The sequence below is a fragment of the Hyunsoonleella flava genome (genome assembly GCF_004310325.1).
In the GTDB taxonomy this organism is placed as follows: Bacteria; Bacteroidota; Bacteroidia; order Flavobacteriales; family Flavobacteriaceae; genus Jejuia; species Jejuia flava.
In genome coordinates, this window is the sequence record NZ_SIRT01000001.1 from 714,064 (window position 1) to 740,204 (window position 26,141).

16 protein-coding genes and 1 tRNA gene are annotated in these 26,141 nt (G+C 35.5%); 4 read left to right on the forward strand and 13 right to left on the reverse strand.

Translation table 11 applies throughout. The features are described from left to right. Window positions 1–8: 8 nt before the first annotated feature. From EYD45_RS02970 to EYD45_RS03020, 11 genes are all read right to left on the reverse strand, one after another. A complete protein-coding gene (locus tag EYD45_RS02970) occupies window positions 9–3,311 on the reverse strand; it encodes a DUF5107 domain-containing protein (RefSeq protein ID WP_130962848.1) in 3,303 nt (1,100 codons plus the stop codon). 36 nt (window positions 3,312–3,347) lie between these two features. Next, window positions 3,348–6,191, reverse strand: coding sequence for a glycoside hydrolase family 2 protein (locus EYD45_RS02975; RefSeq protein ID WP_130962849.1), 2,844 nt, complete (start codon window positions 6,189–6,191; stop codon window positions 3,348–3,350). A 13-nt stretch (window positions 6,192–6,204) separates the two neighbouring features. Next, complete coding sequence (locus EYD45_RS02980) at window positions 6,205–6,804, reverse strand: SGNH/GDSL hydrolase family protein (protein ID WP_207303283.1); 600 nt, start codon at window positions 6,802–6,804, stop codon at window positions 6,205–6,207. Between the two features lie 154 nt (window positions 6,805–6,958). Beyond that, window positions 6,959–8,359, reverse strand: a complete 1,401-nt coding sequence (locus EYD45_RS02985; protein ID WP_130962850.1) for a sugar porter family MFS transporter — start codon at window positions 8,357–8,359, stop codon at window positions 6,959–6,961. A gap of 54 nt (window positions 8,360–8,413) precedes the next feature. Then, complete coding sequence (locus EYD45_RS02990; protein WP_130962851.1) at window positions 8,414–10,036, reverse strand: sulfatase; 1,623 nt, start codon at window positions 10,034–10,036, stop codon at window positions 8,414–8,416. A gap of 15 nt (window positions 10,037–10,051) precedes the next feature. Next, on the reverse strand, window positions 10,052–11,626 hold the full coding sequence (locus EYD45_RS02995) for a glycoside hydrolase (protein ID WP_130962852.1): 1,575 nt from the start codon (window positions 11,624–11,626) through the stop codon (window positions 10,052–10,054). 135 nt (window positions 11,627–11,761) lie between these two features. Next, complete coding sequence (locus EYD45_RS03000) at window positions 11,762–13,180, reverse strand: hypothetical protein (RefSeq protein WP_130962853.1); 1,419 nt, start codon at window positions 13,178–13,180, stop codon at window positions 11,762–11,764. 99 nt (window positions 13,181–13,279) lie between these two features. Further along, on the reverse strand, window positions 13,280–14,902 hold the full coding sequence (locus EYD45_RS03005; RefSeq protein WP_130962854.1) for a glycoside hydrolase: 1,623 nt from the start codon (window positions 14,900–14,902) through the stop codon (window positions 13,280–13,282). A gap of 17 nt (window positions 14,903–14,919) precedes the next feature. After that, complete coding sequence (locus EYD45_RS03010) at window positions 14,920–16,500, reverse strand: RagB/SusD family nutrient uptake outer membrane protein (RefSeq protein ID WP_130962855.1); 1,581 nt, start codon at window positions 16,498–16,500, stop codon at window positions 14,920–14,922. A gap of 4 nt (window positions 16,501–16,504) precedes the next feature. Continuing rightward, window positions 16,505–19,528, reverse strand: a complete 3,024-nt coding sequence (locus EYD45_RS03015; RefSeq protein ID WP_130962856.1) for a SusC/RagA family TonB-linked outer membrane protein — start codon at window positions 19,526–19,528, stop codon at window positions 16,505–16,507. A 55-nt stretch (window positions 19,529–19,583) separates the two neighbouring features. Beyond that, entirely contained in the window at window positions 19,584–21,008 is a 1,425-nt protein-coding gene (locus tag EYD45_RS03020) for a hypothetical protein (RefSeq protein WP_130962857.1), read from the reverse strand. A 632-nt stretch (window positions 21,009–21,640) separates the two neighbouring features. On the opposite strand from EYD45_RS03020, the gene EYD45_RS03025 reads away from it, so the two are divergent. Then, window positions 21,641–22,528: an AraC family transcriptional regulator gene (locus tag EYD45_RS03025; protein WP_130962858.1), complete on the forward strand. Its 888-nt coding sequence runs from the start codon at window positions 21,641–21,643 to the stop codon at window positions 22,526–22,528. A 295-nt stretch (window positions 22,529–22,823) separates the two neighbouring features. Here EYD45_RS03025 and EYD45_RS03030 read toward each other — a convergent pair. Beyond that, a tRNA-Arg gene (locus EYD45_RS03030) sits at window positions 22,824–22,897 on the reverse strand. A 157-nt stretch (window positions 22,898–23,054) separates the two neighbouring features. Continuing rightward, window positions 23,055–24,143 (reverse strand): M42 family metallopeptidase, encoded by a 1,089-nt coding sequence (locus tag EYD45_RS03035; RefSeq protein ID WP_130962859.1) that lies wholly within the window; start codon window positions 24,141–24,143, stop codon window positions 23,055–23,057. A gap of 92 nt (window positions 24,144–24,235) precedes the next feature. Between EYD45_RS03035 and EYD45_RS03040 the strand changes: the two genes are divergently transcribed. Genes EYD45_RS03040 through EYD45_RS03050 form a run of 3 tightly spaced genes read left to right on the forward strand, consistent with a single transcriptional unit; the run spans window position 24,236 to window position 26,048 of the window. Beyond that, the gene (locus EYD45_RS03040) at window positions 24,236–24,931 is read left to right on the forward strand and encodes a DUF4294 domain-containing protein (protein ID WP_394343475.1); all 696 of its coding nucleotides are present in this window, start codon (window positions 24,236–24,238) and stop codon (window positions 24,929–24,931) included. Next, a complete protein-coding gene (gene trhA, locus EYD45_RS03045; protein WP_130962860.1) occupies window positions 24,931–25,557 on the forward strand; it encodes a PAQR family membrane homeostasis protein TrhA in 627 nt (208 codons plus the stop codon). Before EYD45_RS03040 ends, trhA begins: the two co-directional genes overlap by 1 nt. Further along, window positions 25,554–26,048 carry a GNAT family N-acetyltransferase gene (locus tag EYD45_RS03050; protein ID WP_130962861.1) on the forward strand — a complete coding sequence of 165 codons (495 nt, stop codon included), beginning with the start codon at window positions 25,554–25,556 and terminating at the stop codon, window positions 26,046–26,048. Before trhA ends, EYD45_RS03050 begins: the two co-directional genes overlap by 4 nt. Window positions 26,049–26,141: the final 93 nt, after the last annotated feature.

Below are 26,141 nucleotides of genomic sequence, written 5' to 3' on the forward strand. Positions count from 1 at the left end.
TACTTATATCACGATTTAACACCTACAAGCGCCTGATGAATACGAGCTGGAATATGTGATAAATTTGTATCTAAAACATTCTGTAAGGCATCTGATGCTTCTATATCATTTCCTTTGCCCAATTGCCCCAAACCAATCATGTAGTTACAGTGAATTTTATTAATCACATTCAAGTCTTCTTCCCAAATCAATAAATCTGGTAAGGAAATAGCAAAATAATCCAGTTTAACCTCATCATTCATGTGAGCTTTACCATAATTCAACAAATTGTCAAATCTTGTGTGTGCTTCCTCTGTTCTTCCTAGTTTTTGTAAAGCCAAACCTTGATAAAATATCTTATCTGGTTGTTGGTCGTTATAAAAAATTGCAGGACTAGGATCGCTTAATCCTTCAGAAGCTAATTCAAAATATGCTTTAGCTTTTTCCTCATTACCTAAACCTTCATAAGCACAACCTAACCAATAATCAATATCATTTTCAACAGTGCCATGCAACTTTCCTTCTCCTAAATTATGTGGATAGGTCTTCGCTTGTACCAACAGATCAATAGCTTCATCAAAATTCTTTATGTTGATATATTTCTTAGCAAGTTCTGTGTAGCACGTTAAATATTGAAAAGGTACTTTACCTTCGCCACCTTCCCAAGGATGGAATTGTCGCTTATCGATAAGTGATTTTGCTTTTTCAAAATCGCCTTTCAAATTATACAAAGCAATACGCTCTAAGTATAAATCATCCCTAGAGTTCGTCAAATCCATATATTGCTCTAATAAGGCTAAACGTTTATCAATTGAAACATTAATTTTCTTATATAGTTGGTCTAACTCCATCAACAATCGTGCATCTGTATTATCCAACTCAAACGCTCTTTCTAAGTGTTGTTGTGCCAACTTTTTTTGATTGGTTTTGTTGTAATATAACAACGCCAAATTACGGTGCGTAATAGCAAAACCATCATCTAATTTAACTGAAGTTTCCCAACAGTCTTGCGCTTCTGTATACTGTCGGTTAGCGTACCAAAAATTTCCTAAATAGTAATATGCTTTGGCATCGGTTGGGTTTGCTTTACAAGCTGCTTGTAATGCTAAAACTTCTTCTATTTTATTTGGAAAACAGTATGTGTCGGGCATTTGCGATGCTTTTTTATAAGCCGCTAATGCACTAGCATCATCTCCGTTTTGAGTGAAATACCAGCCCATGAAGTAATGTACCATTGGATACACACTATCATTAGCATCGGTAAGTACTTTTAATAATGAAATAGCTTCATCAAACTGACCAGCCATAGCGTAATCTAAAGAAAACTCTATGTAGTTATGGGCGTAGTTTCTAAGAATACTCTTAAATGCTTCCAAATCCTCATGCGCATTAGATAAAATATACTTCTCGAATAATACTCCAAAATTGAATTTATCAATAGCTAAAGAATCTTCTATGAGTTGCTTTGCTTCTTCAATTTTTCCGGTTTTTCTTAATAGAATAACTTTTAGGTGTCTCGCTTTATGGTTGTGCCAGTTTTTAATTAATGCTCTATCCACAAGATCCAAAGCTTTTTCTAAATCCCCTCTAAAGCAATCAATTTGCGCCAAGTTGAAATAACCTGCATCTTGCCATTGTGCATTCCAACACGCTTTGAAGAAACTAGCGTATGCTTCCTCTTTTTTTCCTAAATAATTTAAAACTAGTCCTTTATTAAAGTAGGGCTCACCATCATAAGGATTAGGGTTATGACTAGTAAGCGTTTCAATAGCCGTGTCAAAATATCCAATGGCTTTTTCCAACTGCCCTTTGCGCATGTACCAAAGCCCCATGGCGTTATTGCAACGTACATCCTTTGGCGTACGTTTTAATGCTTCTTCGTAATAATCGGTTGCCACAAATGTAGCATGCCTATATTGCTCTAAGTGCAACCCTCTTAAATACAAGCCTTCAATAGTGTCAATATCTTCAGGTGCTTTTGCCGCTTTTGCAGGCTCTGGGATTTCATCAGACAAATCTTTATCCGGCTCCCAAACTACTAGCACTTTTCCTGAACTATCGTTTACTGAAATTTGTAAATCATCAAAAGTGTTTGAACCAATATCGATACGTTTTTCAAAACCATCTTTTGGAGAAAGGTTTAATACTTCTTTATGCAACACCTTTCCATCTGCCTTCAACGTAATTACACAATTATTGTAAGTAGAAGTCACATATACTTTAACTTGAGCTTTTCCATCAATCATTTCAAGGTTTACCAATGCTTCTTTAGTGGCATTTTTAACTACGCCAACATTATAATATGGCATAAAATATTGCTTAAAGCTCTTCTCTTCGTATGGATGCATCCATGAGAAATCAGGTTGATTATCGGTATAAACACCACACATTAACTCGATATATGGACCGTCTGAATCTGTTAAATTTCTGTCCCATGCTTTTCCAAATTCACCGTTACCCCAAGTCCATTGCTTTTTACCAGGTGATACATTATGATCTGCAACATGAAGTAACCCTCCCTTTGAATCATTTTCATAACCACCCACAAAATCATATTTTGATGTGATGGCCATATAACTCGTTGGTACAGGAATATTTTTATATCTGGAAATATCGGTTCCTGGTGAATAATCTACCTTGTAATATTCGCCTTTTGCAATTGGAAACTCAGATACATCACGTTTACCATGATCAAAAACTGCATTTACATCTGGTGGAAAAACAGACTGGTAATGATCGTTCACAGCTACCGCAGGATTTGCCCACCATAAAAAGGTTTGCGGATGTGGCGTTCTGTTATATAAATGTGCCTTAATTTCAATGTAAGCTTTATCTGGATGCAATGTAAAACCAGCCATACCTTTAGTACGGAACATGCGCTCTAACTCACTTACCCAAACGGTTTTACTACCATCTTCATTTTCTTCTATATAAAAATCCGTTGGATCGTAGGTACTTGGTCTGTGGTGTTGTGGCCAGTTAAATTCTATACCTCCAGAAATCCACGGTCCTGTTAAACCTACAAGCGCTGGTTTAATTACATGATTATAATACACAAAATCGCGCTTTCTAATTTTATCATACGCTCTTTGAATTCTGCCACCCAAAGCTGGTAAAATCATCAATTTGATGTAATCGTTTTCAATAAATATGGCATTCCATTCTTTATCTACTTTAGTATCACTAATTTTTTCTATCACAGGATGCGGATACACAGCACCACTACTAGCTTGATATACACGCTTCTCTAAAAAAACAGGATATTTTTCAGGAGTTCCAACTTCATAAGTAGGAATGATTACTTTTTCTTCCCAGGCTTTTACAGTTTTCATATTCTAATGATTTATGCTACACTAACTATTAGTGCATTAATACTTTAATAATTTCTTTATTTGGTCTATTTCTATAGTAGTTTCCGGATTAAAAGCATCACTAGCTGCATAACTTTTAAGGCTATATAATAATTGTTGCGCTTCTAATCTTTCATCTATATTAGTGTGCAGGTCTATTCCAGAAAACAATAGTTTTCCTTTACCAACTTTAGCTTCAAAAATTAAAGCTGTTTTTCTATTTTTAAACCAATCGTCAATCACCCTAACTATTGGGTTTAAATCTGGCATTTCATCAAAAATGATCACATTGGAATTGCTCATAGCATCCCACCATTGCCAATTAGAATGATATTCCGTTGGAAAATGTGCTAATGCCGTATGTTCAGGGTTACACAAAATACCAAGTGTATGTGGTTTTTGCTCTTTGGTCCATGAGGTATTCCAGAAAATACTTGAAAAGCCTATGCCAATGTCTCCACCGTATTCAGGCGCAATATCGCCTTTGGTAATATTCAATAATACGGTTCCACCATTATTTAAATAAGACATGGTTTTAGCATCTAGCTTATTGGCGACTCTATAATCAGTTTTACTTTTAATTGCAGGGTTTTCTTCAGGATACACCCAAATATCCCAACTGTTTTTAAAATCGTTAACCATCACCCTTAAAGTCAGTTTTTGAGGCTTATCTATTGATTTTAATGGCTTTTTTATACTTCCAAGTTGAATACCATTACCAATAGGAATCGTTGTTTCATTTAAATTGCCCTCATCAAAAACACTTCCGTCTGGTTTGGTTAAACTCCATTTAGGTATAACATTTTCTAATACATTTTTTCCGAAGTGTGCAATTTCAATGGTTGCAGACAATGTATCTGTATTTTTAAATGTGCGTTGTTTTAAACGTGCTAATGGTACTGTTTTTCCACTAAATGCTCTAAATTCTTCTGGAGACACATAGCCTTTTTCATCCCAAAATGCATCTAAAACACCTACTAAGGCTGTACCCTGACCGGGAAAATCATGTAAATCTAGTAATTGATATCCTGCCATTCCTTTTGTTCTTAAAGCTGCTTCAATATCTGCTTTATAACATAGCGTTTGCAACTTACCAGAGGCCATAAGAAACTCATCTGCCAATTCTCCCATACCATTTTCTTCTAAGGTTTCTTTAAAAATCTCGAAGTTTTTTGGCTTTAAAACACCTGTGTATTTTGACATTTCTTTGAAGTTGGGATACACGCACCATTGCCCCATTTCATGGCTTACATAAGGCATTGGCGTTTTATCAATAAACTTGCTCCAATCAAATTCGGTTTGGGGTGCTTTGGCGTTAATAATACTTTTTAGGTTTTCATTCCAACCTTGTATTCTAGGACCTCTATGATTGTAATAATCCATATTATCCAGATAAGGATATCCTGCTCCACTTGTATATAATCGTCTGTTATCTAGTTTTTTAAAGTGATTCACATACTTCGTTAAATAGTCTTTATGGTGCTTTCCACTAGGTTCATTTCCGTACGTCATTAAAACAAATGACGGATGATTACCGTAGGCATCAATAATAGCTTCACCCTCTTTGTACAACCATTTATCAACCGGATTACCATCGCCTAAATTAGCTAACCACGCAGATGCTTCGGCTTGGATATACACCCCCATTTCATCGGCAGCTTGAAATGCAGCCTTTGGCGGGCACCAAGAATGAAAACGTATATGGTTTAAACCATGAGCTTTGATGATTTTGAATATGCGTTTCCAAGAATCTACATCCGTTGGTGGATATCCAGTTTTAGGGAAAATGGCACATTCTAGCGTTCCTCTTAGATATATTGGACGCTCATTTATAGTAAAAATTGTTCCATCAGCTTTAAAATCGCGCATTCCAAAATCGATATTTTTTGTATCAACTCCTGCGTCAGACTCTAAAGATATTTGCATTTCATAAAGATTGGGATCAAATTCGTCCCAAAGTTTTGGATTATCGCCCATAGGATATTCTAAAACAATCTCTTTATTCTTATCAATTTGAATATCTTGTTTTAATGTTTCAATTAAAGCGCCGTCTGTTGATTTCTCTTTAGCTTGAAGCATTAATTGTCCCGTTATATTTCCTTCTGAAGTGTTTTCAATTTGAAGGACCACTTTTACGGTTTTGTTTGAAACATTGGGGTATAACTTTACATTTCCGATAGCTACTTTTGGTGCTGCGCTAAGTTTAATATCACCAACAATGCCATTCCAGTTACTTTGCGTATTATCTGAAATACTATGTGCATCTTTACCAACATCAATATCTTTTATGCGATTATCCACTCGGATAGAGATCGTATGTTCACCTGGGCTTAGTACAGCGCCTAAATCGTAATCATGCGAAGTAGCTAAGCTGTTTTGCATACCTACTTTTTTATCATCCACCCAAACTGTAGATTCCCAATGTACGCGCTCTAAATGCAAATTGATGTTTTGGTTATTCCAATCTTCAGGAATAACTATTGTTTTTTGATACCAAGCAGCACCTTTGTAATCCTTTACAGGTTGTAACCAAAAGGGGATTTTTACATTTCCTTTTTGGCGGTATTTTTTCATCTTTGGATCTTTATACCACAAACTATCATTCCACATATTACCTGTCCAATTTGTATGTACGGTAATATCGTTTCCTTTACCATTTTCAGCCATAGAGCCTGGTAATTTTACAACATCATCTAAATTGATATTAAACCAATTGTCTTGAATTCCAACATCTAAAGAATCTATTTTAAAGTTCCAGTCGCCAGCCAAATCCATTTCTTTTTGCTGAGTATCTCTACAAGCAGTTAGTGCAAGTAAGCACAGGCAAATAGTTAAGATATGTATGACTTTATAAAACTTCATTCCGTTTAAATTCTTATAGTTTGAAATATTCAAAAATGGCATCAGCTACAAACTGATGTCCTTTTTGGTTAATATGATTATTCTGCGACATATACCCTTTTAGTGGTTGAATTTCAGCCAATGCTTTAAACATCGCATAACTGTCCACTAATCCTACATTGTATTTTTTTGCCAATGCTCTAATTTGTGCGCTATGTTGTGCCAAAGGTGTTTCGTCCGAAGTAATATCTTCTTTTAAATCTGGTGTTGGTGTTAAGAGAATTACTTTCGTACCATATTCCAGCGCTTCCTGTATCATTTGTTCCCAAGCTACTTTTGCACGTTCTAAGCCTATGCTTCTATCATTTAATCCGTAATCAATAAAAAGTACATCTGGTTTATGATTTAGTACTTCATCTTTAAAACGTATTGCGCCCTGTTCAGCTTGTTCACCACCAATTGATGTTGTAATTGTATTTACTACAGAATACGGGTAAAAATCATTTACCTTTTTTAAGGTGCGGTAAGGGTAAGCATTCAATCTATCTAAAACCCCTCGTGTAGTGTAGCCCGTTGGAACGGAATGTCCATGGAACACCAAATTTATGGTACGGTTATTTGGCCACTTTACCATTAATTCTTTTTTAAGAGAATCTAGGTAATGTATGGTTATCTCTTTTTTTGGGGATGAAACACCTTTAAGCTGTGCACAACTAAAATTGGTATACAACAAAAAAGCAATTCCAAAAATTTTATATGTCCTAGAATTTAAAAACATCACTAATGCATTATTTATCCTTTGTAAATTCCATTTCAATTTCTTCCAAACTCTTTCCTTTAGTTTCTGGCAACTTACTTCTTATAAATAGGAAGCCGGCAATACATATAGCACTATACACCCAAAATGTTCCTGAAGCGCCTAAAGCGTCATTTAGAATTGGGAAAGTAAATGTGAGCACAAATGATGCTATCCAGAGTGAAAACGTAGCTATAGACATAGCGACACCCCTTATTTTATTTGGAAATATTTCAGACAACACTACCCAGGTAATTGGGGCTAAAGACATGGCATAAATAGCAATAGCGGTTATTACCAGCAATAATACTGGCCATCCAGTAAATTGAAAATAGTATGCGCCACCCAAAATGAGATACACCACACCCAAGCCGATAGAGCCCAATAACATTAATTTTCTGCGACCCCAACTATCTACAGTTCGCATAGCAATTAAGGTAAAAACTAAATTCACACTGCCCGTAATTACGATATTAAATAGCATATCGCCCACGCTGTAACCTGCAGCAGTAAATATTTCTTCAGCATAATTAAAAATTATATTGATACCACACCACTGTTGGAATATAGCCAGTACTATACCTATGATTAAAATAGGTTTAATTTTTGGGTTTTTAAAATCTGAAAAATTGATTTTTGCGGTAGTACTTTCTTGAAGTGTTAATTTGATACCCTTAACCTCTTCTTCAGCATAGGCATTACCACCAATTTTAGCAAGCACATTTTTAGCTGTTTCTGCCTCATTTATTTTCACTAAAAATCTAGGACTTTTAGGCACAATAAACATTAAAATAAAAAATAGTATGGCGGGAATAAGTTCTGCCCAAAACATCCAACGCCAACCTGTCTGTCCGTTCCATGATCCTAAAATCATTTCAGGTGTGCTACTATCGGGAATAGCTTCAGCAATGAAAAAATTGGCTACTTGTGCAGCTAAAATACCGATAACCAATGTTAATTGATTGATAGCAACAAATTGCCCGCGATATTTTGCAGGCGCAATTTCAGCAATATACATTGGAGATAATGTAGATGCCATTCCTATTCCTAAACCACCAATTAAGCGATACATAATAAAAGGCGTAAAACTGTCTACATAGCCCGTTCCGAAAGCTGAAATAGTAAATAGGGCTGCAGAAAAAATTAAAGGCAATTTTCTCCCTAATTTATCGGCCACAATTCCTGAAATTACAGCTCCTAAAATACACCCTATTAAGGCACTACTCATTGCCCAACCTTGTAACGTTGGCTCTGAAGCAATATCAAAAAAGAGTTCGTAAAATGGTTTTGCGCCACCTATAACTACCCAGTCATACCCAAACAAAAACCCGCCCATAGCAGATACTAGCGCTAAAAAAAGAAGGTATTTAAAATTAAATTTTGTGTTTCCCATTATAGTTTAGTTTGTTTGGTTAGTTAATTGGTTTGTTGTGAACTATTATTTTTATTAATCTTTTATATTCAAACTACTGTCATACCAATTATTATTCGGGTCAAAATCTTTACTTAAAAAGTCTTTACGCTGTTTTTCCAAGCGCTTTAGCATATTGGCTTTACGTTGTGCCATCTTAGTCTTTGCCTTTGCAGCATCATATTTAGGGTAAGCATCTGGAGTGCTAGCATCAAGACTCTTCAAATGAGCATCCAACTCATTTCTTAAGTTTTGAGCTATCTCTGGTTTATCTTGTGAAATATCGTTAGTTTCACCAAGATCTGTTGATAAATTATATAATTCATCATGCCCATCTTCCCAATAGTGGATTAGTTTATAATTCTCTTTTCTGATAATACTTACAGGGTCTCCTCCTTGGTTTCCGTAGTGCGGATAATGCCAAAATAAAGGTCGTGTATCTAAAGATTCGCCTTTTAAAAGCGGCACTAAACTTACACCGTCTATAACTTGTTTTGGATCTTTTTCAGCACCGACCAAATCTAAAAGTGTTGGATAAAAATCAATACCTGAAACGGGGTAATCAATAGTTTCAGAAGCCTTCTTTAACATAGGTGCTTTAATTAGATAAGGCTCTCGAATACCACCTTCCCATTGGTAGCCTTTACCACCTCTTAATGGTGCATTAGTAGTTGAAAATGCATCGCCGCTAGCCACACCGCCATTATCAGATGTAAACATGACAATGGTATTTTCATCCAACCCAAGCTCTTTTAGCCTATCCAAAACAATACCTACCGCATCATCCATAGACTCCACTAAGCCAGCGTAGATTGGGTTATCTTGTACATTTCTAATCGGCAATCTTGCTTCCATATCAAAACCAGATTCTGGAATACCTTGTGCCTCGGCTTTATCTCTATATTTCTTCCATTTCGCTTCGGTCGTTTCTATTGGTCCGTGTACTGCATAAAAAGATAAAAATGCGAAAAACGGTTCGTCTTTGTTCTCTGAAATAAAATCGGCAGTTTCTAGAGCCAAACGCTTGGTTAAATTCTCACCTTCATATTTATAATCCAATTTTGGGTTTCTCCAAGGTGCGTAATAGCCGCCTTTAGGGCCTCCTACTTCCCAACCACCTATATTGACATCGAATCCGTTACGCTCTGGAGTATATGGCTCATCTCCCAAATGCCACTTACCTGCGAAAAAGGTTTTATAGCCATTTTGCTTTAGCGCTTCGGCTATGGTAACACTTTCTTCAGGAAGCGCATGTTCATATTCTGGAGGCATCACTTTAGTATTATAATAATCACCCCACTTTTCTCCTGTGGCGGCACCGATCCAATCTGTGATACCATGACGCGCTGTGTATTGCCCCGTCATTAAGCTAGCCCTTGATGGACTGCATACTTGGCATGCCGCATAACCTTGTGTAAACTGCACACCTTCTTTGGCAATGGCGTCAATATTGGGCGTTTCATAATAGGTACTACCAGCATAACTCAAATCGTGTGCACCAAGATCATCGGCCAAAATAAATACGATGTTTGGTTTTTTAATTTCAGTTTCTTTCTTAACGCCTTTGTCCTTGCAGCCACTAAATAAAGTGACTGCAAAGCAAAGACCATAAACTAAAACTAACTCAAATTCAACTAATTTGACTCTTAAAAAATTCATATTAAATTTTATATTTTATGAAGAACTACCTATTAACGTATTAACAGATCGTGCCATCAGAGTTATTTCTTTATTATTTATTTTTTCTAATTCTAAATTTTTGCTTGCAGAGGTAACATACATACGCTCTAATCTGCTATTTGAAATATTAATTGTTTTGTTTTTATATCCATAATTTATAGCAACAATTGCTAGTTCTGATGTTGCTTCATCTAAATATGCCGATAACATAATATCTTTATACTCCTCTTCTATTGGCATTTCTCTTCCTTCTATTTTTGCATCAATTCGAACCATATCGGGTTTAATAAACCTTGAATAGTTTCCAAAAGCCCACAGAAGTTTTGAGTCATGAAAATCACCATCATATTTTATTTTTTCAAGATTAAATAGGTCTGATGTTTCACCAGAATCTAAATAAATTAATCCATCTTTATAGTCAGCATTTGTCAATGCCGTCCACCATTGCCAAGAAGTAGAATTTGCAAGCGTTAAATCTGCATGTATCACTCTCGCTACATAAAGCGCTGTATCAATGCCTAAATCTCGTTTATTTCCGCTACCAATATCATCGGTGTTTTCAAGAATACAAAACTCACTTTGCCAGTAATCTAAATCATGTGTTTCTAATGTTTTATTTAGTTTCTTTCGAATTTGAACCAAACTATCGACTGGCCATGTTGTAAAATAACTATGACCTGAAATTGTATTTTTAACATGTTTTAGATTTTGAATTGCGTTGTTTTCACCAAAGAAATAATCAATTTGATTACCACGTTTAGGTTTATTATATGAAGAATATAACCAACGCAAATCCGCCGCTTCTGCTAAAACAATTTCAGTATTCAAATCACTTTTTTCAAATTCTGTATTTAGCAAGTAGGCTAATTTTGCGATATTATCATTGGTTGCAGGCGTACCTTCTTGCGTTTTTTTCTCCCATTCCCATTGTGGCTCGTTTATTGGACTTAAATACTCAAAGGATATATTTTCTGAATCAAAATGTTTTATTACTTCAACCATAAATTTGGCATAATCATCATATTTATCTTCCAAAAGGTTTAGCTCTCCAGTTGTTAAATCGCTATTGTAGCCTTTTCCATTTTTTGTCCACTGTACAGGTGCTGAGATAGAAAAAGCCAGAAACCTTTCTACCCCATAAGACTTTGCTTTTTTTAGAAACCATTGCTGACCTTCTTGTTTATTCCAATCATAAAAGCCTTTGTCATCAATAAAAGATTCTGCTCTACGCCATTCGTTTTTTATATCTGAATCCATCCCTTGCTCTGCAGTACCAGCACCAATGTAAAAACGCCATATAGAAAGCCCAATCCCTTTAGGATTTCCCTGAGAATCTAAATCTTTACTAAATAATAGTTCGGCAATACGTTCCTTCTTTTCATTAGGCCAATTTTTACCAACAAACTGACATCGCCATGCGTCTGAAGCGCCAAAACCTTCTATCGTTTGAAATACTTGGTGCTTATCAATATTGATTTTTAATACTTCATCACTAGTACAAGAACTTAACAGGAATCCATAGGCAATAAAAACACAAACATGCATAATATTATTTAAAATGAGTTTCATTATTACCTATATTTTCTAAATAAAATTTTGAATAAACAATTGTATTACATGCTATTATATTTCAAAATTAAAACTATTATCTATAATAAAAATAGATGGTAAAATTTAAAATATGGACAAAATCACTGTTCAATACTAATTACTTTTCAATATAATTTTATAAATCTGATACAAACCTTGTTTATTAACATCAACAACTACTTCGTTATTTGTGGATAATTGAGCAGATGTTGACTGTGTGATGTAAGGTTCAGCTTTCGCTGTATCATTATAATCAAATGGTACAAACCGCTCTACTTTTTGAATGGAACTAATATTAAATCCATTTACCTTAACTGCCACTTTCTTTCCGCTTTCCTTGCCGCCTGTGATATACAAAACCATCGTATTCGCATCCTGAAGTGCTGCTGCTAAATGAAATTTATCAGATGTTGTCTTTAGAGCTTTTCCACGGTATGAAGCGGCCATGTCTCCTAAAATCTGCCCCGTAGGAAATACTTTAGAGTAATTCCAGCTAGTTAAACCTAAACCAGGTATAGAAGTGTTGATTGGAGGCCAAAACGCCGCAGCCTGGGATCCTGCTCTTGCATATATTTGTATAATATCTGGGATGATGTTGGCGGCTTCCATATACAAAGCCCTATCATTATAATCTCTGGAAGGCATCCACTCTGATAAATATTTGAAGTTCTTGTTTGGATTAAAATTATTTGCACAATCTTTAATACGCGCTTCTAAATCAGCTATATTATGAGTAGTTGTGCTATACCCCGTATAAGTATGTAGCGCCACACCATCAATAGCATTATATGCCTTAGTGAATTTATTTTTCATTGTTGTAAATTCCTGTGGCTGCGTATAATCTCCATTAATCAATAATTTGAATGTTCTATTTGGAAACTCGCTCTCAATATATTCTGCTATATCCATTGCCACCTGAACATACTTATCCAGTTTTTGAGCTCTAGAAACACCACCTGCAAATTGTAGCCACCACTCATTGCCTATTTCAACTAAACCATTACCTACATTAGAAACCGTAATAGCTTCTTTGGTTCTAGCTTTTAAATTAGCCATTGCTGTGTTCCATTGAGAAGAGCCTACAGTTGTATTCATAGCTGCCGCGGTTGGTAGCACAATACTATAATTTGACACATTACTTTTTAAAGTTGTTACAGATGCTCCAGGTTGAGATGGCGTGTTATTCCATCCTGGTGTTGTGTTGCTTGTCCATGCATAAAACTCAGATTCCCAACCTCCTGGGTATCTTACCACAGTTGTTCCAATATTACCAAGTGTAGATGCAAAATTGGAAAAGGTATTATCTGGTATTTGACGCCAATCATTATTAACGCCAAAAATATCAGGATAAATATCTACGGCGTCGGTTGCATCAACAGACAAAGTAATATCGGCATTTATATTTTCTATTGGATCATCGTCATCATCTGTATCATCAAATTGCGGATCGTCTGGATCTGTTCCATTATTTGTGCTACATGCCAGCATAAATCCTATTAATACCAACGATAGTATTTTACTAGTCTTTAACATTTTTTTTAATTTATTGGTAATTATTATTAAGAATTGAGGGCTAGCTATTTCTGTCAAGCTTATCTTGCTTAACTGAAATTTTTGCTTATTCTTTTCTAGTTATTTTAGTGTTGCTCTTAGGGTAACAATAGATTTACCTCGTATAACGATAGCATCGTGATTCACTACTGATCTTTTTAGATTGCTTGTTACCGAAGTGGTGTATGCTTCAAAAGAATCATTTAAAACCTCAAAACCATCACCATAATTCTCGAATGAAAGCTCTCTATTAGAGTCGGTGTTATTAATACATATAATCACCACCTCATTATTGGAAGTATTCTTATATCCAGAAATCATGAAATTTTCAACAGATGACGTATCTCCATAATCTGGATCAATAACCTCAAACCTTACCATTCCAGGTCTTACAAATCGGCTAAAATTACCAAGTGCCCACAGCAATTTATTATCTTCATAAGTACCATCTGTGTGCGCAGGACCATTAGAGTTTGGTTGATACAGGACAAGATTGAAACGAAACGGATGATCTCCAAATGTTGATTTGTTTAACGCCGTCCAAAAGCTCCAGCCTGTTGCGTCTCCAAAAACTAAATCAGTGTGAATAATACGGCTCATCCATAAAGCATAGTCTATTTCTTGCAATGTAGATACATCTTTTCCTTGCTGATAAGCAGTCCCTAAAAGACTGTATTCCGTTTGCCAATACTGTAAACCAAAACTAGATATGGATGTTTTTAATGATTTGCGTTGTCTCAAAGATTCATTAGTAGTGCCATTACTAAAATAACTATGTCCTGCAATATTGCTAGAAAGGTTTGGCAAGTCACCAATATAGTTAGGACTTGACGGACTAAAAAATGTACTAACTTGATTTACCGTATTTCCAGAACCTTCAAATAGATATTTTAACTGTGCAGCTTCAGGAATCATTATTTTGGCATTTACCCCCTTTTGAGTAAACACTCCATCTATTATTTTAGTAACTGTTGCTACTTCACCATTTGTTGCTCTTGTTCCTGATTGTTGTGCGCTTCCAACCTCTGCATTCCATTCATATTGGGTTTCATTAAAAGGACAGACTGCTACCATATTAAACCCTTTATCTTCATAATTTTTAACAACATCAGCTAAAAAATTAGCATAATCATCATATTTGTCTGGATCACAATTAAAACTTGTAACATCTGGCGTGCTAAACACATAGCCATTTTTTGACATAAAATAAGGAGGTGCGGTAGCCCAAGCCGTAAACTTGTTTACGCCATACTCTTTAGCCTTTTGCATAAACCACTGCTCTCCAGCTTGTTTTGTCCAATCATAAGTTCCATCAGGACTTAAATAGCATTCCGTTTCCCTAAACCAATTAGAGGCAGAAAAACCACTATTTGCCTGATCTGCAGCACCATCACCAATTATAGTTCTCCATAAAGACAAACCTATGCCCTGAGGGTTTCCTTGAGCATCTGTTTCTGTACTGAAAAATAATTTGGCTACTTGGTTTTTTGTAGCTTCAGGCCATTTCCCGACCCACTGGTCTTGAAAACCACCTGAAGCTCCAAAATGATCTATCACTTGAAATGTATTATTTAAGTTTAACGCTATACCCTCCTCAGGTGTGTCAAATTTAGGATCATTCGGATCTGTTGCATTGTCTGAACTACACCCGAGCAACACACCAATACACAAAAAAGATAAAACGTATTTAAAAAACTTAAGCATACTTACAACTTAAAAGATTAGTAACCAGGATTCTGCGTTATTTTTCCTCTCGATAATTGAATCTCATCTGGCGGAATAGGCCAAAGGGTGTGAATATTAGGATCAAATAAAATTCCACTATTCTGCGGTTCAAGCAAGTTTGTTGTTTCAAATGGATCCGTACTTTCTTCTGTATTATATTTTACGAAAGATCCGTTAGGTCCCAATATTGAAGCGATTCTTGGCACGCCGTTTATCTTTTGTCTTCTAATATCATAAAGTCTGTGCTGTTCTAACGCCAACTCTAAACGTCTTTCTTTCCAAATAGCGTCTCTCAAAGCGGCACCTGATAAAGACATATTTGTGTCTAACTGCACCCTATCCCTAACTAGTTTTAAAGAATTTCTTGCCGAAGTTTCATCTCCATTAAAATATGCTGCTTCTGCATGGAACAAAATAACATCTGCTAATCTTATATGCATATACTGTCCGGGAATTTGGCCTCTAGCATATGGCTCTGGTCTGTCTGCAACAGGCGTATAGTATTTTCTATTTGTTCTTCCTGATTTATTTTCATCTGGTTTGCCATCAAATTCTGTGACATCTGGATCGCCAAAAACAGGCTCGCCGTGTTTGATTATTGTAGACCGTAACCTAATATTATCTCCTTCACTTAAAAATGCATTTTCTAAATCACTTGTTGGTGAGCCCCAACCCCAACCACGGTCTCCACGACTACCGTTGGTAATAGAGAATTGTCCTCCTACTTCACTAAATGTAGGGTTGTTTATAAATTCTATGGCAAATATAGATTCTACACCATGAGCATTACCTACTTTATAAAGATCTGCAAAGTCTGGCTCTAGACTATACTCGCCAGAATCCATAACCACTTTTGCCATAGCCTGTGCCTCGGGCCACTTTTCTTGATACAAGTACACTTTAGCCAATAAAGAACGTGCAGCACCTTTAGTTACTCTTCCCAAGTCTGCAGCTGCATACTCGCTTTTAAGTGGTAAATCATTTATGGCCTCCACCAAATCTTGTTCTATAAAAGCATAAACTTCTTCTACTGAAGAACGCTCCTTATCGTTAATTGTGGGCTGTAAAATTTCGTTATACGAAGTAACTAATGGTACACCTCCAAAATTCCTAACTAAATCAAAATAGAAAAATGCTCTTAAAAATTTGGCTTCTGCCAATAAGCGTTCTTTTTTATCTTTATCAATATCTACTCCAGGAATACGATCTAATGAAATATTAGCGCGGGTTATACCAATATAATGGCTTTCCCAAAACAGGACAAAATATCTTGATCCAGCGAATACATTATATTGAGAAATTCCAGTAATGTCCGGTCTTGGTTGACGGGTATTACCTGCCCAATTATCATCAGTCGCCATTTCATTAATTTGTCGTTGAAAATTAACCTGCCACCAGCTTTCACCATTTACCTTTCTGTAAATACCGTTAACGAATCGTTCTGCGTTTTCTGCAGTAGAAAAGAAATCATCTAAGGTTTCTTGACCACGCAGTGGTTGATCTAAAATTTCTTCTTTGTTACAGCTCACCATACTTAGGGCTGCAACCATAATTAAAAATAATACAATCTTTTTCATAATTTTATAATGTTAAATTTAGTCCTAGTAAATATGTTTTTGATACGGGGTTTCTCGCAAAATCAACACCGTAACCATTAATGAGTCCTCCTGAAGCTACCTCTGGATCGAAACCTGAGTAGTCGGTTAAAGTAATTAGGTTCTGACCAGCAATATATAGCCTGCACCTTTGCATACCTTTAATATTAAAGTTGTACCCTAATTGCACATTCCGTAGTCTTAAGTAGGAACCGTCTTCAATAAATAAATCTGAAGGGTTTTGATAATTCCCATTTCGATCTAACTCAGTAAGTCGTGGAAATCTAGCACCAGTATTTGTTGGTGACCAAACTTCGTTTATCGTTCCTGCCAAAACATTTAAGTTTTGAGTACCTGCGCGATTATATTCAGTATTACCGTTGTAAATATCATTACCGAATGTACCATACCATTGCATCGATAAGTCAAACTTCTTATAATTCATGTTGATACCTAATCCACCATAAAAATCTGGAAAAGGGTTACCTATAGTTACTAAGTCTTCATCGTCTAATTGCCCGTCACCATTTTGGTCTACAAAACGTAAATCTCCAATTTGTGCATTAGGTTGTATAATAGTACCATCTTCAGAGGTATGCGAATTTAATTCTGTTTGATTTTGAAATATTCCAGCGGTTTCATAACCTTGAAACAAACCAACAGTTTGCCCTAGCTCTGTAATTTTTACAAACCTATTTCCTAAGGTAGGTCTTCGTTGACCCAAGAGTACATCATTACCTGGAGCCAATTCTGTAGCCCTACTTTCGTTAGTGGAAATATTGAAATTTACACCTAACTTAAATTCGTTCCACTGTTTATTATAGCCAATGGCCAAATCAACACCTTTAGATTCAAAGCTACCTACATTTTGAGCCACTACACCAGGTACACCCGTAAAGTTTGGAAGCTCCACACTGAACAATAAATTTTCTGATACCCTTTCATAATATTCCGCAGATAGCGTTAAGGCATTGTTAAAAAAGCCCATCTCTAATCCAAAGTTTTTATCTCTCAATGTTTCCCATCTCAAATCAGGATTACCAAATCTACTTAAGAAATTAGATACCACAGCTTGACCGCCAAGAACAAAATTATCAGTACCAACACTGAAGAATTGAGAGTTAATATTAACACCTTCGTTACCTATTTCACCAATACCTACTTTCAAACGCAAGTTGTTAATTGTCTCACTATTAAAGAATTCTTCTGAGTCTACGTCCCATGCAAAAGAAACACTAGAAAAAATACCCGTTCTACCTTTCCTTGGAAATTTTGACGATTGGTCTACACGAACGGATCCATTAAAAAAGTATCTATCGTCAAAACTATATATAGTTCTAAACACACCAGATAATATGTTTGTTGTACCTCTGTTACCACCAACTCTAACGGTTTCTCCGTTAGCAGCATTTAACTCTCTTAAGTTTTCGTTAGTATTACTAGGCACACCATCTCTGAAACCATTTAAGTTACTAAAATTTTCTGAATCGTAAAGGAAACCGACTAGAACATTAAAGTAATGCTTATCCAATATTGTTTTGTCCCAAGTAAGCGTATTGTTTATCACAAAATCAAAACTTTGATTCACTCCCTTATTTACATCATTAATCTCCCTTTGTCTGTTGGGACCAATAAAATACTCTGGATTAAAGTTTTGAAAAGTGTATGAAGAATAGTTCAAGCCAATTTGCGAGCTCAAAGTAAAGCTAGGTGTAATCTTATAGTCAAATTGTGTGTTTGAGAAAAAACCAAAGAAATCATTCTCGTTAAACTGTCTAGCTATAGCAGCTACGGGGTTTGGCACTAAATTTTGAGATAGCCCATAGATACTAAACTCATTACGTCCATCTCGCTCGCTTTGTGGAATAAAAACTGGGGTTAATGGATCTATACGCAATGCGTTAAACAACAAACCTGGAGTATTTTCCCAACGCTCTACCCTAGGACTAAGGTCTTGTCTTACGCTTATCTTATCAGATATTTTGAAATCAACGTTAAAACGTCCTGTTACTCTCTGATACCAACCTTTATCATAATTTGATTGTTGATCAAAAAAGCTAAGACTTCCAGAATATTTAATATTGTCACTTCCACCAGAAGCTCGTACATTAGCATTAGTTACTGGAGCATAATCTACTACTACTTCATCCCACCAGTCTGTACCTGCGCCAAAATCATCAGGATTGAATAACGGTGCTGTACCATCATTTGCTCTACGTGTATTAATTATTTCAATATACTCCTGAGCACCTGCTGCTTGTATTTTGTCCCAATTTTGGACACCATAATTTAAGTCTACGTTAACAGTCGCCTTACCAGACTTACCACGTTTGGTAGTGATTAAAACTACGCCATTAGAAGCCCTAGAACCATAAATAGCAGAAGCTGCAGCATCCTTTAAAATTTGAATACTTTCTATATCCTGCGCATTAACGGCATTTAATGATGTACCATCTGGTTGCAATATATTATCTATTACGATTAGAGGGGCTTGTGTACCATTGAATGTGGTTATACCCCGAATAACAATTTGTGGAGAAGCACCTGGTGAACCTCCTGAGGACAACACCTGTACTCCCGCTGCTCTACCCTGAAGCGCTTCTGCTGGGTTACTCGCTACCTGTTGAGAAATTTCTTCTCCTTTTACAGTTGAAATAGAAGTTGCTATCTTGTCTCGCTTTACAGAACCATACCCAATAACCACAACTTCTTCAAGTTGCGCGTTATCAACTACCATCGTTACATTTATAACACTTTGGTTATTCACAAGAACTTCTTGTGTTTTATAGCCTATGTAACTAAATACCAAAGTGGCGTTATCAGCAACAGACATCGTGTAATTTCCATCAAAATCGGAAACAAACCCATTGGTCGTGTTTTTTTCAAGGATATTTACACCTGGTATTGGCTGTCCTTGCTCATCTATAATCGTCCCAGAAACTGTGTTTTGGGAGGTTGCCGTAAAACTTAAGCACAGCGTACTTATCAAAATTAAAACTAGTTGTTTCATTTAATTTGTTATTTAATTTGTTTGGTTGTTTTTTCTGTCTGATTACGAAAACCCACTATCTTTCCTTAGCAATAATTCTGTTGAGATGCGTATCAAATATGAATGTGTAATCCTTGTTTAAGGCACTATCATCAAATACATAATTTGAACCACCTCCAGGAATTGTCTGAGAACGTTCGTCTGGATTTGTTCTCCAAAATGGCGCCCAGCCAGAAGTGTTTGCGTTGAGGATAAAACCATTAGCACCATTGTCGTTCGGCTGATCTTGCAGTGTAACATCTATAGTCCACAGATAATCATTATTTGCATCCTGAGTAAATGGTTTCCCAGAATTAAAATGCCAACACTGTGTACTACCATCATTGTTATTAGTACATGTTGATGTTGTAGCATTGATATAAATACCTCTACCTAATATATATACTTGGTCGAAGGTAGCATCAATTGGTGTGTAAGGTGTTACTGTATAACTTAAGTCTCTAACATCCATGGTGATTTCATAATAACCCACATCTGGAAGAACTATAGGGTTCACAGTAGCGTCTTGCCCTAGCAATAGCTTTCCTGCTGTGTTTGGATCAGCTCCAAAAGTAAAAGGCTGAAAAGATCCTGCTTGCGGAACAAACCTCACCTCTGAATTTGCAGCAGATGAATAATATCTACCTGTAAAAACATATCCGTCTTCACCCGTAGCTTGACTGCCTTCAGTAGTAAAAGGTATTCCAAAAATATCTTGATTTAAAGCTGCATCATTTGTTTCGTCTGTTAAAAACATAGCTGCAAACTGTAAATCTGTTACAACATTAACAGATACAGAAGCCGAAGCTTCATTTCCTGTTACATCAGTTGCAGTAATATTAAAAGTATAACTGCCTGGATTTGTAACATCCAAACTATTGGTGTAATTAAAAGATGCACCTGATAGCGCTATTGTTTCATTTAAAATATCGCTTTCAATTTTTAATTCCGCCAATTCCCTATCTGCCAAATCAATGTTCATTTCTATTTCATTACCAGCCCCCATTAGTACGGTAGCTCCGTCTACAGGACTGTTAATAGTGATGGTTGGCGCACTAATATCTTTATCTAAAGTAATCACAACATCCCTAGTATTGGCAACATCGCCTGCATTAGTAATCGTAACAGGTATAACGTGCGTACTAAATTCTTCGGCGTCATCTGGCACTTTAAACTTATACGATATTGTGTAAGTTTCAGGCATAGAATCCTTAACTATGGTCTTATCCAAAAACCAAGAATCATACTTAAAGTTTACAGTTTTGATTCCTGCAGGATCAGTTACTATTCCTTCAAAAAGAAATTCTTCCCCTGGCAGAGAAGATACTTCTTGCAATAGTGTTTGGAATTCTGGTGTAGAATCTACGCTGACTGAGTCGTCGTTATCGCAACCAGCAATCAATACTAGTGCTAAAATTAGGCCCAAGCCTCCTAGCAATTTTAATTTAGTTGTTTTCATCATTTCCTATTTAGTTTATCGTTTTTTAATACTTGTATATAGACATTTTTAATAATTTCTAAGTTGGTTTTTTAGTTGTAGAGACTATCAAATATTTTTTTGTAAACGTTCAGAATTAACAAAATTTAAGGTTGATAATAGTACTTTTACTAAACTGAGTGTAAAAAATTTATGATTTCTTCAATAGACATTATACAAATATAAAATAGATTATAGTCAGAGTGATAGACAAAAAAATCATAAACATGGACAAAAACACTTAACTTAATGATATTTTCATTATACTTGTGGTATTGGATATATTATTTCATGGATTTCAACAACTTTGATAAAAAAAATCGTACTACCTATATAGGAATAGGCATTATATAGAATGTAACTTTATAAATATTATTCATTACCATAAGAATTATATTTTGATTGTCGGATTAAGCGAACCATGGATAAAGATTTTCAATATTTAGCTTTTAAACATAGAACATCAAACTATATATTTAGAAAAAAGAAAGCAGAAAAGATATTTATTTGAGTAATGTTCCTGACTTATTCAAATTGAGCATTCCACATACTTAATAACCGTCTAAATAAAATGGTTTTTCAAAAATTTAGCTTGGTGTCTTTAAAAACATATTACAATGGATAGTGAATTTCTTCGTGAAGGTTTTCTGGGTCAAAAACTAATTGCTTTTCCAGAGGCAATCATAGATATTGTGAAGAGCAATCCTATTACTGAAAAATTCTATATAAGCGATTTGGGATATTACCCCGAGGCGCATAACCATTATAGATTTAGGGAAAATGGCGCCAATGAATTTGTGTTTATTTATTGCATAAAAGGAAAAGGTGACATAACTATAAATAATTCAACCACAGAAATAGCACCTAACCAGCTTTTTATAATTCCAAAAAATGTTAAGCACGAATATAGAGCAGATAAAATAGACCCTTGGAGTATCTATTGGTTTCATTTTAATGGTACAATGGCTCCTGAACTTTATAAACGCTACCAAGCCACAAACTATATTAACTACATAGATCTACCATTTTCAACTGATAAAATTGACTTGTTTAATAAGATATTCGACTTATTTGAAAGAAATTATTTGGAGAACCATATAGAATATGCGAACCTACTTAGTTTGGGGTTCATTAGTTCTTTCGTTTATCATGATTCTGATTCCAGAACTGAAACAGACCAAAAGGATACACTGGTAGATCAAATAAAGAATTTTTTACTTTCTAATCTTGGAGATAATTTCACATTAGTTAACATAGCTGATAAATTCAACTATTCAAAATCATACTTACACACTAAGTTTAAAAGGGAAACAGGATATTCTATAATGGTTTTTTTTAATCTCAAAAAAATACAAAAAGCATGCGAATATTTGAATTATACAGATATGAGCATCAAAGAAATTAGTTATAAGGTTGGTTTTGATGACCCTCTATATTTCTCTAGAATTTTCAAGAATTTTATGGGGAAATCACCAAGGCATTATAAGCAAAGTAAACGGAAATAATGGGCTTACCATACCGTTTTAAGCTTCCATTGTTTTCGACTTTATCTTGGTTTATCTTAACCGCAACAACATTTCATATCCTAGAAGTTTTGCGTATTGAACCTTAAACTAAACTCCTTATGCATTCAAAATAAAAAAGCAAGCTCAAAATAAAGAGCTTGCTTTTTATCAACCTTATGCTGATTTATTCGTGATCGCGACAGGATTGGATGTCCTTAGCACTCCGTGCTGAAAATAGTTCAAACAAAAAAACGCTCAAGTACACTTGGCGTTTTTTATTTGAACAATTTATTCGTGATCGCGACAGGATTCGAACCTGTGACCGTCTGCTTAGAAGGCAGATGCTCTATCCAGCTGAGCTACGCGACCATTGACATTTTAAACAAGATCCCATTTTCATGGGAAAGATAAACATCAAATTTTGAATTAAATCAAAATGCTATCTTTTGCTTAAAAGCGGTGCAAATATAAAACATCTTCACTATAAAACAAGACAAATGTTTTTTAATTTGACTTAATTTTTAGGTTAATCAAAGTAGCTAAAACTTTCACCTTCCTTAATCTTTAAAACCGATTCGTAAATCAATCTAATTACATTTTCTACATCGTTTTTATGTACCATTTCTACCGTGGTATGCATGTAACGCAATGGTAATGAAATCAATGCTGAAGCTACACCGCCATTACTATAAGCAAAGGCATCGGTATCTGTTCCTGTGGCCCGTGATAATGCCGAACGCTGAAATGGTATGCCCTTTTCTTCTGCCGTATCAATAATTAAATCACGTAGTTTCTGTTGTACTGCTGGTGCGTATGCCACAACAGGGCCTTTTCCTATTTCTAAATGCCCTTCTTTTTTCTTTTCTATCATTGGCGTTGTGGTGTCATGCGTTACATCGGTAACTATAGCAACATTAGGTTGAATAGTTTCGGTAATCATTTGTGCTCCTCGCAAACCTATTTCTTCCTGTACCGCATTGGTAATGTATAATCCAAAAGGCAATTCCTTTTTGTTTTCTTTTAAAAGACGTGCCACTTCGGCAATCATAAAACCTCCCATGCGGTTATCAATAGCGCGACATACAAATTTATCGCCATTTAAAACATGAAATTCGTCTGGGTAGGTAATCACACAACCTACATGTACACCAAGTTTTTCAACTTCTTCTTTATTAGCACAACCGCAATCAATAAAAATATTATCTGGTTTTGGCGGCTCTTCTTTAGACTTATTTCTTGTGTGTATTGCTGGCCAACCAAAAACGCCTTTTACAATACCCTTTTTGGTATGGATGTTAACCACTTTACTAGGTGCAATTTGGTGGTCGCTTCCACCATTTCTAATAACATAAATTAGGCCATTATCCGAAATATAATTTACATACCACGAAATTTCATCAGCATGCCCTTCAATAACTACTTTATATTTTGCTTTTGGATTAATAACTCCCACTGCTGTACCGTAAGTATCGGTTATAAACTCATCAACATAAGGTTTCAGGTAGTCCATCCAAAGTTTTTGTCCGTCCCACTCATAACCTGTAGGAGCTGCATTATTTAAATATTTCTCTAGAAATTCTAATGATTTTTTGTTTAAAATCGATTGTTTCGCCATGTGTTTAAGATTTTGCACTAAAATAGCAATATATATGTTAAATGAATGTTTAAGAGCATGTAAATTCTTAATTTTGGAACCATAATTGCTCCATGGACAATATCATGAATTATTTAAAATACATAACCTTTCTATTTCCAGTGCTAATGGCTGCCCAAACAAGTGAGGTTGAAACTGATTCTACCGAGGTGACCTATATTGTGGTTGAAGGCGATTCCATACCAAAAACTGCCATAGATTTAGATGAAGTAATGCTTCTTCACAAATTAAAATTTGACAGCAAAAAAGACCGCATCCGCTATTTGATTTTACGCCGAAAAACCATTAAGGTATACCCATATGCCAAAATGGCCGCGGAACGATTGGACTCGCTAACAAAACATTTAGCGAAGCTTACAAAAAAGCGACAAAAGAAACGCTACACCAAAAAGGTGCAGAAATATATAGAAGGGGAGTTTTCAGATGAGCTGAAGAAACTAACGCGTACCGAAGGACAAATATTAGTAAAGCTAATACACAGGCAAACGGGACGCACTGCGTTTGATTTGGTGAAAGAACTCCGCAATGGCTGGCGTGCCTTTTGGTACAATACAACCGCCAACGTGTTTGATATAAAATTGAAAAAGGAATACGACCCATGGAATGATAAGGAAGATTATCTGATTGAAGATATTTTGCAACGCAATTTTCAGAGTGGGCGCTTGGAACGACAGAAATCCAAGTTGGACATTGATTTCTACGAACTTACCGATAAATGGGTTTATAACAAATCTGAGACCCCTGAATAATGCGTGTACAATCAGCTTTTGAGGAAAAACTAAATACAGCAAGTCATGCCATTGGTGCTATTTTTGGTGTTGTAGCACTGATACTATTGGCTGTTTTTGATACAAGAAAAACCGATTACAGTTTAACAAGCATCATTATTTATGGATTTTCAATAATTATATTGTTTAGCGCTTCTACATTCTATCATGCCGCAAAAGACGAGCGAAAGAAGCGGTTTCTTAGAGTGATAGACCATATTAGTATTTATCTTTTAATCGCTGGCACGTACTCACCCGTATTGCTTATCATGTTAGAACAAAGCTTAGGCTGGACTTTATTTTACATTGTTTGGGGAATTGCGGCATTCGGAGTCATTTTAAAAACGTTTTTCACTGGAAAATATGAAGTATTCTCTACCCTGCTCTATCTCGCTATGGGCTGGTTGATAGTTTTTGATTTTACAACCCTATCCGATGTAATGCATAGTAACGGGATTCTGCTACTATTTGCCGGAGGGCTTTCATATACCGTGGGTATCATTTTTTATGTGATTGAAAAAATACCATACAATCATGTCATTTGGCACATATTTGTACTCGCTGGTGCTATTTTTCATTTCTTTATGATATTTTTATATGTGATATGATATCGTTTACTGAAGCCATAGAAGAACATCACTTTAATACCATTGAAATACTAGCCAATAGCGTTTGGCACGAGCATTACATTCCCATTATTGGAAAAGCACAAGTAGACTACATGCTGAAAAAATTTCAATCCCGTGGTGCTATCAAACAACAAATTAAAGATGGCTATCACTATTTTTTGATGGAAACCCACGCATCCAATATCGGCTATCTATGCATCAAAAAGAAATCTAAAAGTTTGTTTTTAAGCAAATTATATCTCTTAAAAATCCATCGCGAAAAAGGTTTTGGTAAACAGGCGCTAGCATTTATTGAAACCAAAGCTAAAAACATGGATTGCAACACCATTAGCTTAACAGTAAACAAGAACAACCTTAATTCCATGAAAGCCTATGAAAAAGTTGGGTTTAAAAACATAGGAGATATCATTATTGATATTGGTAATGGTTTTGTAATGGATGATTATAAGATGGAAAAATCAATTGTATAACGGTTTTTATCATTCTGAAGATGCCGACTGAAGCATCAATAAAACATACGCTACCTATAGTTACTATGAATCTTCGCAGAAACTATACCGAGC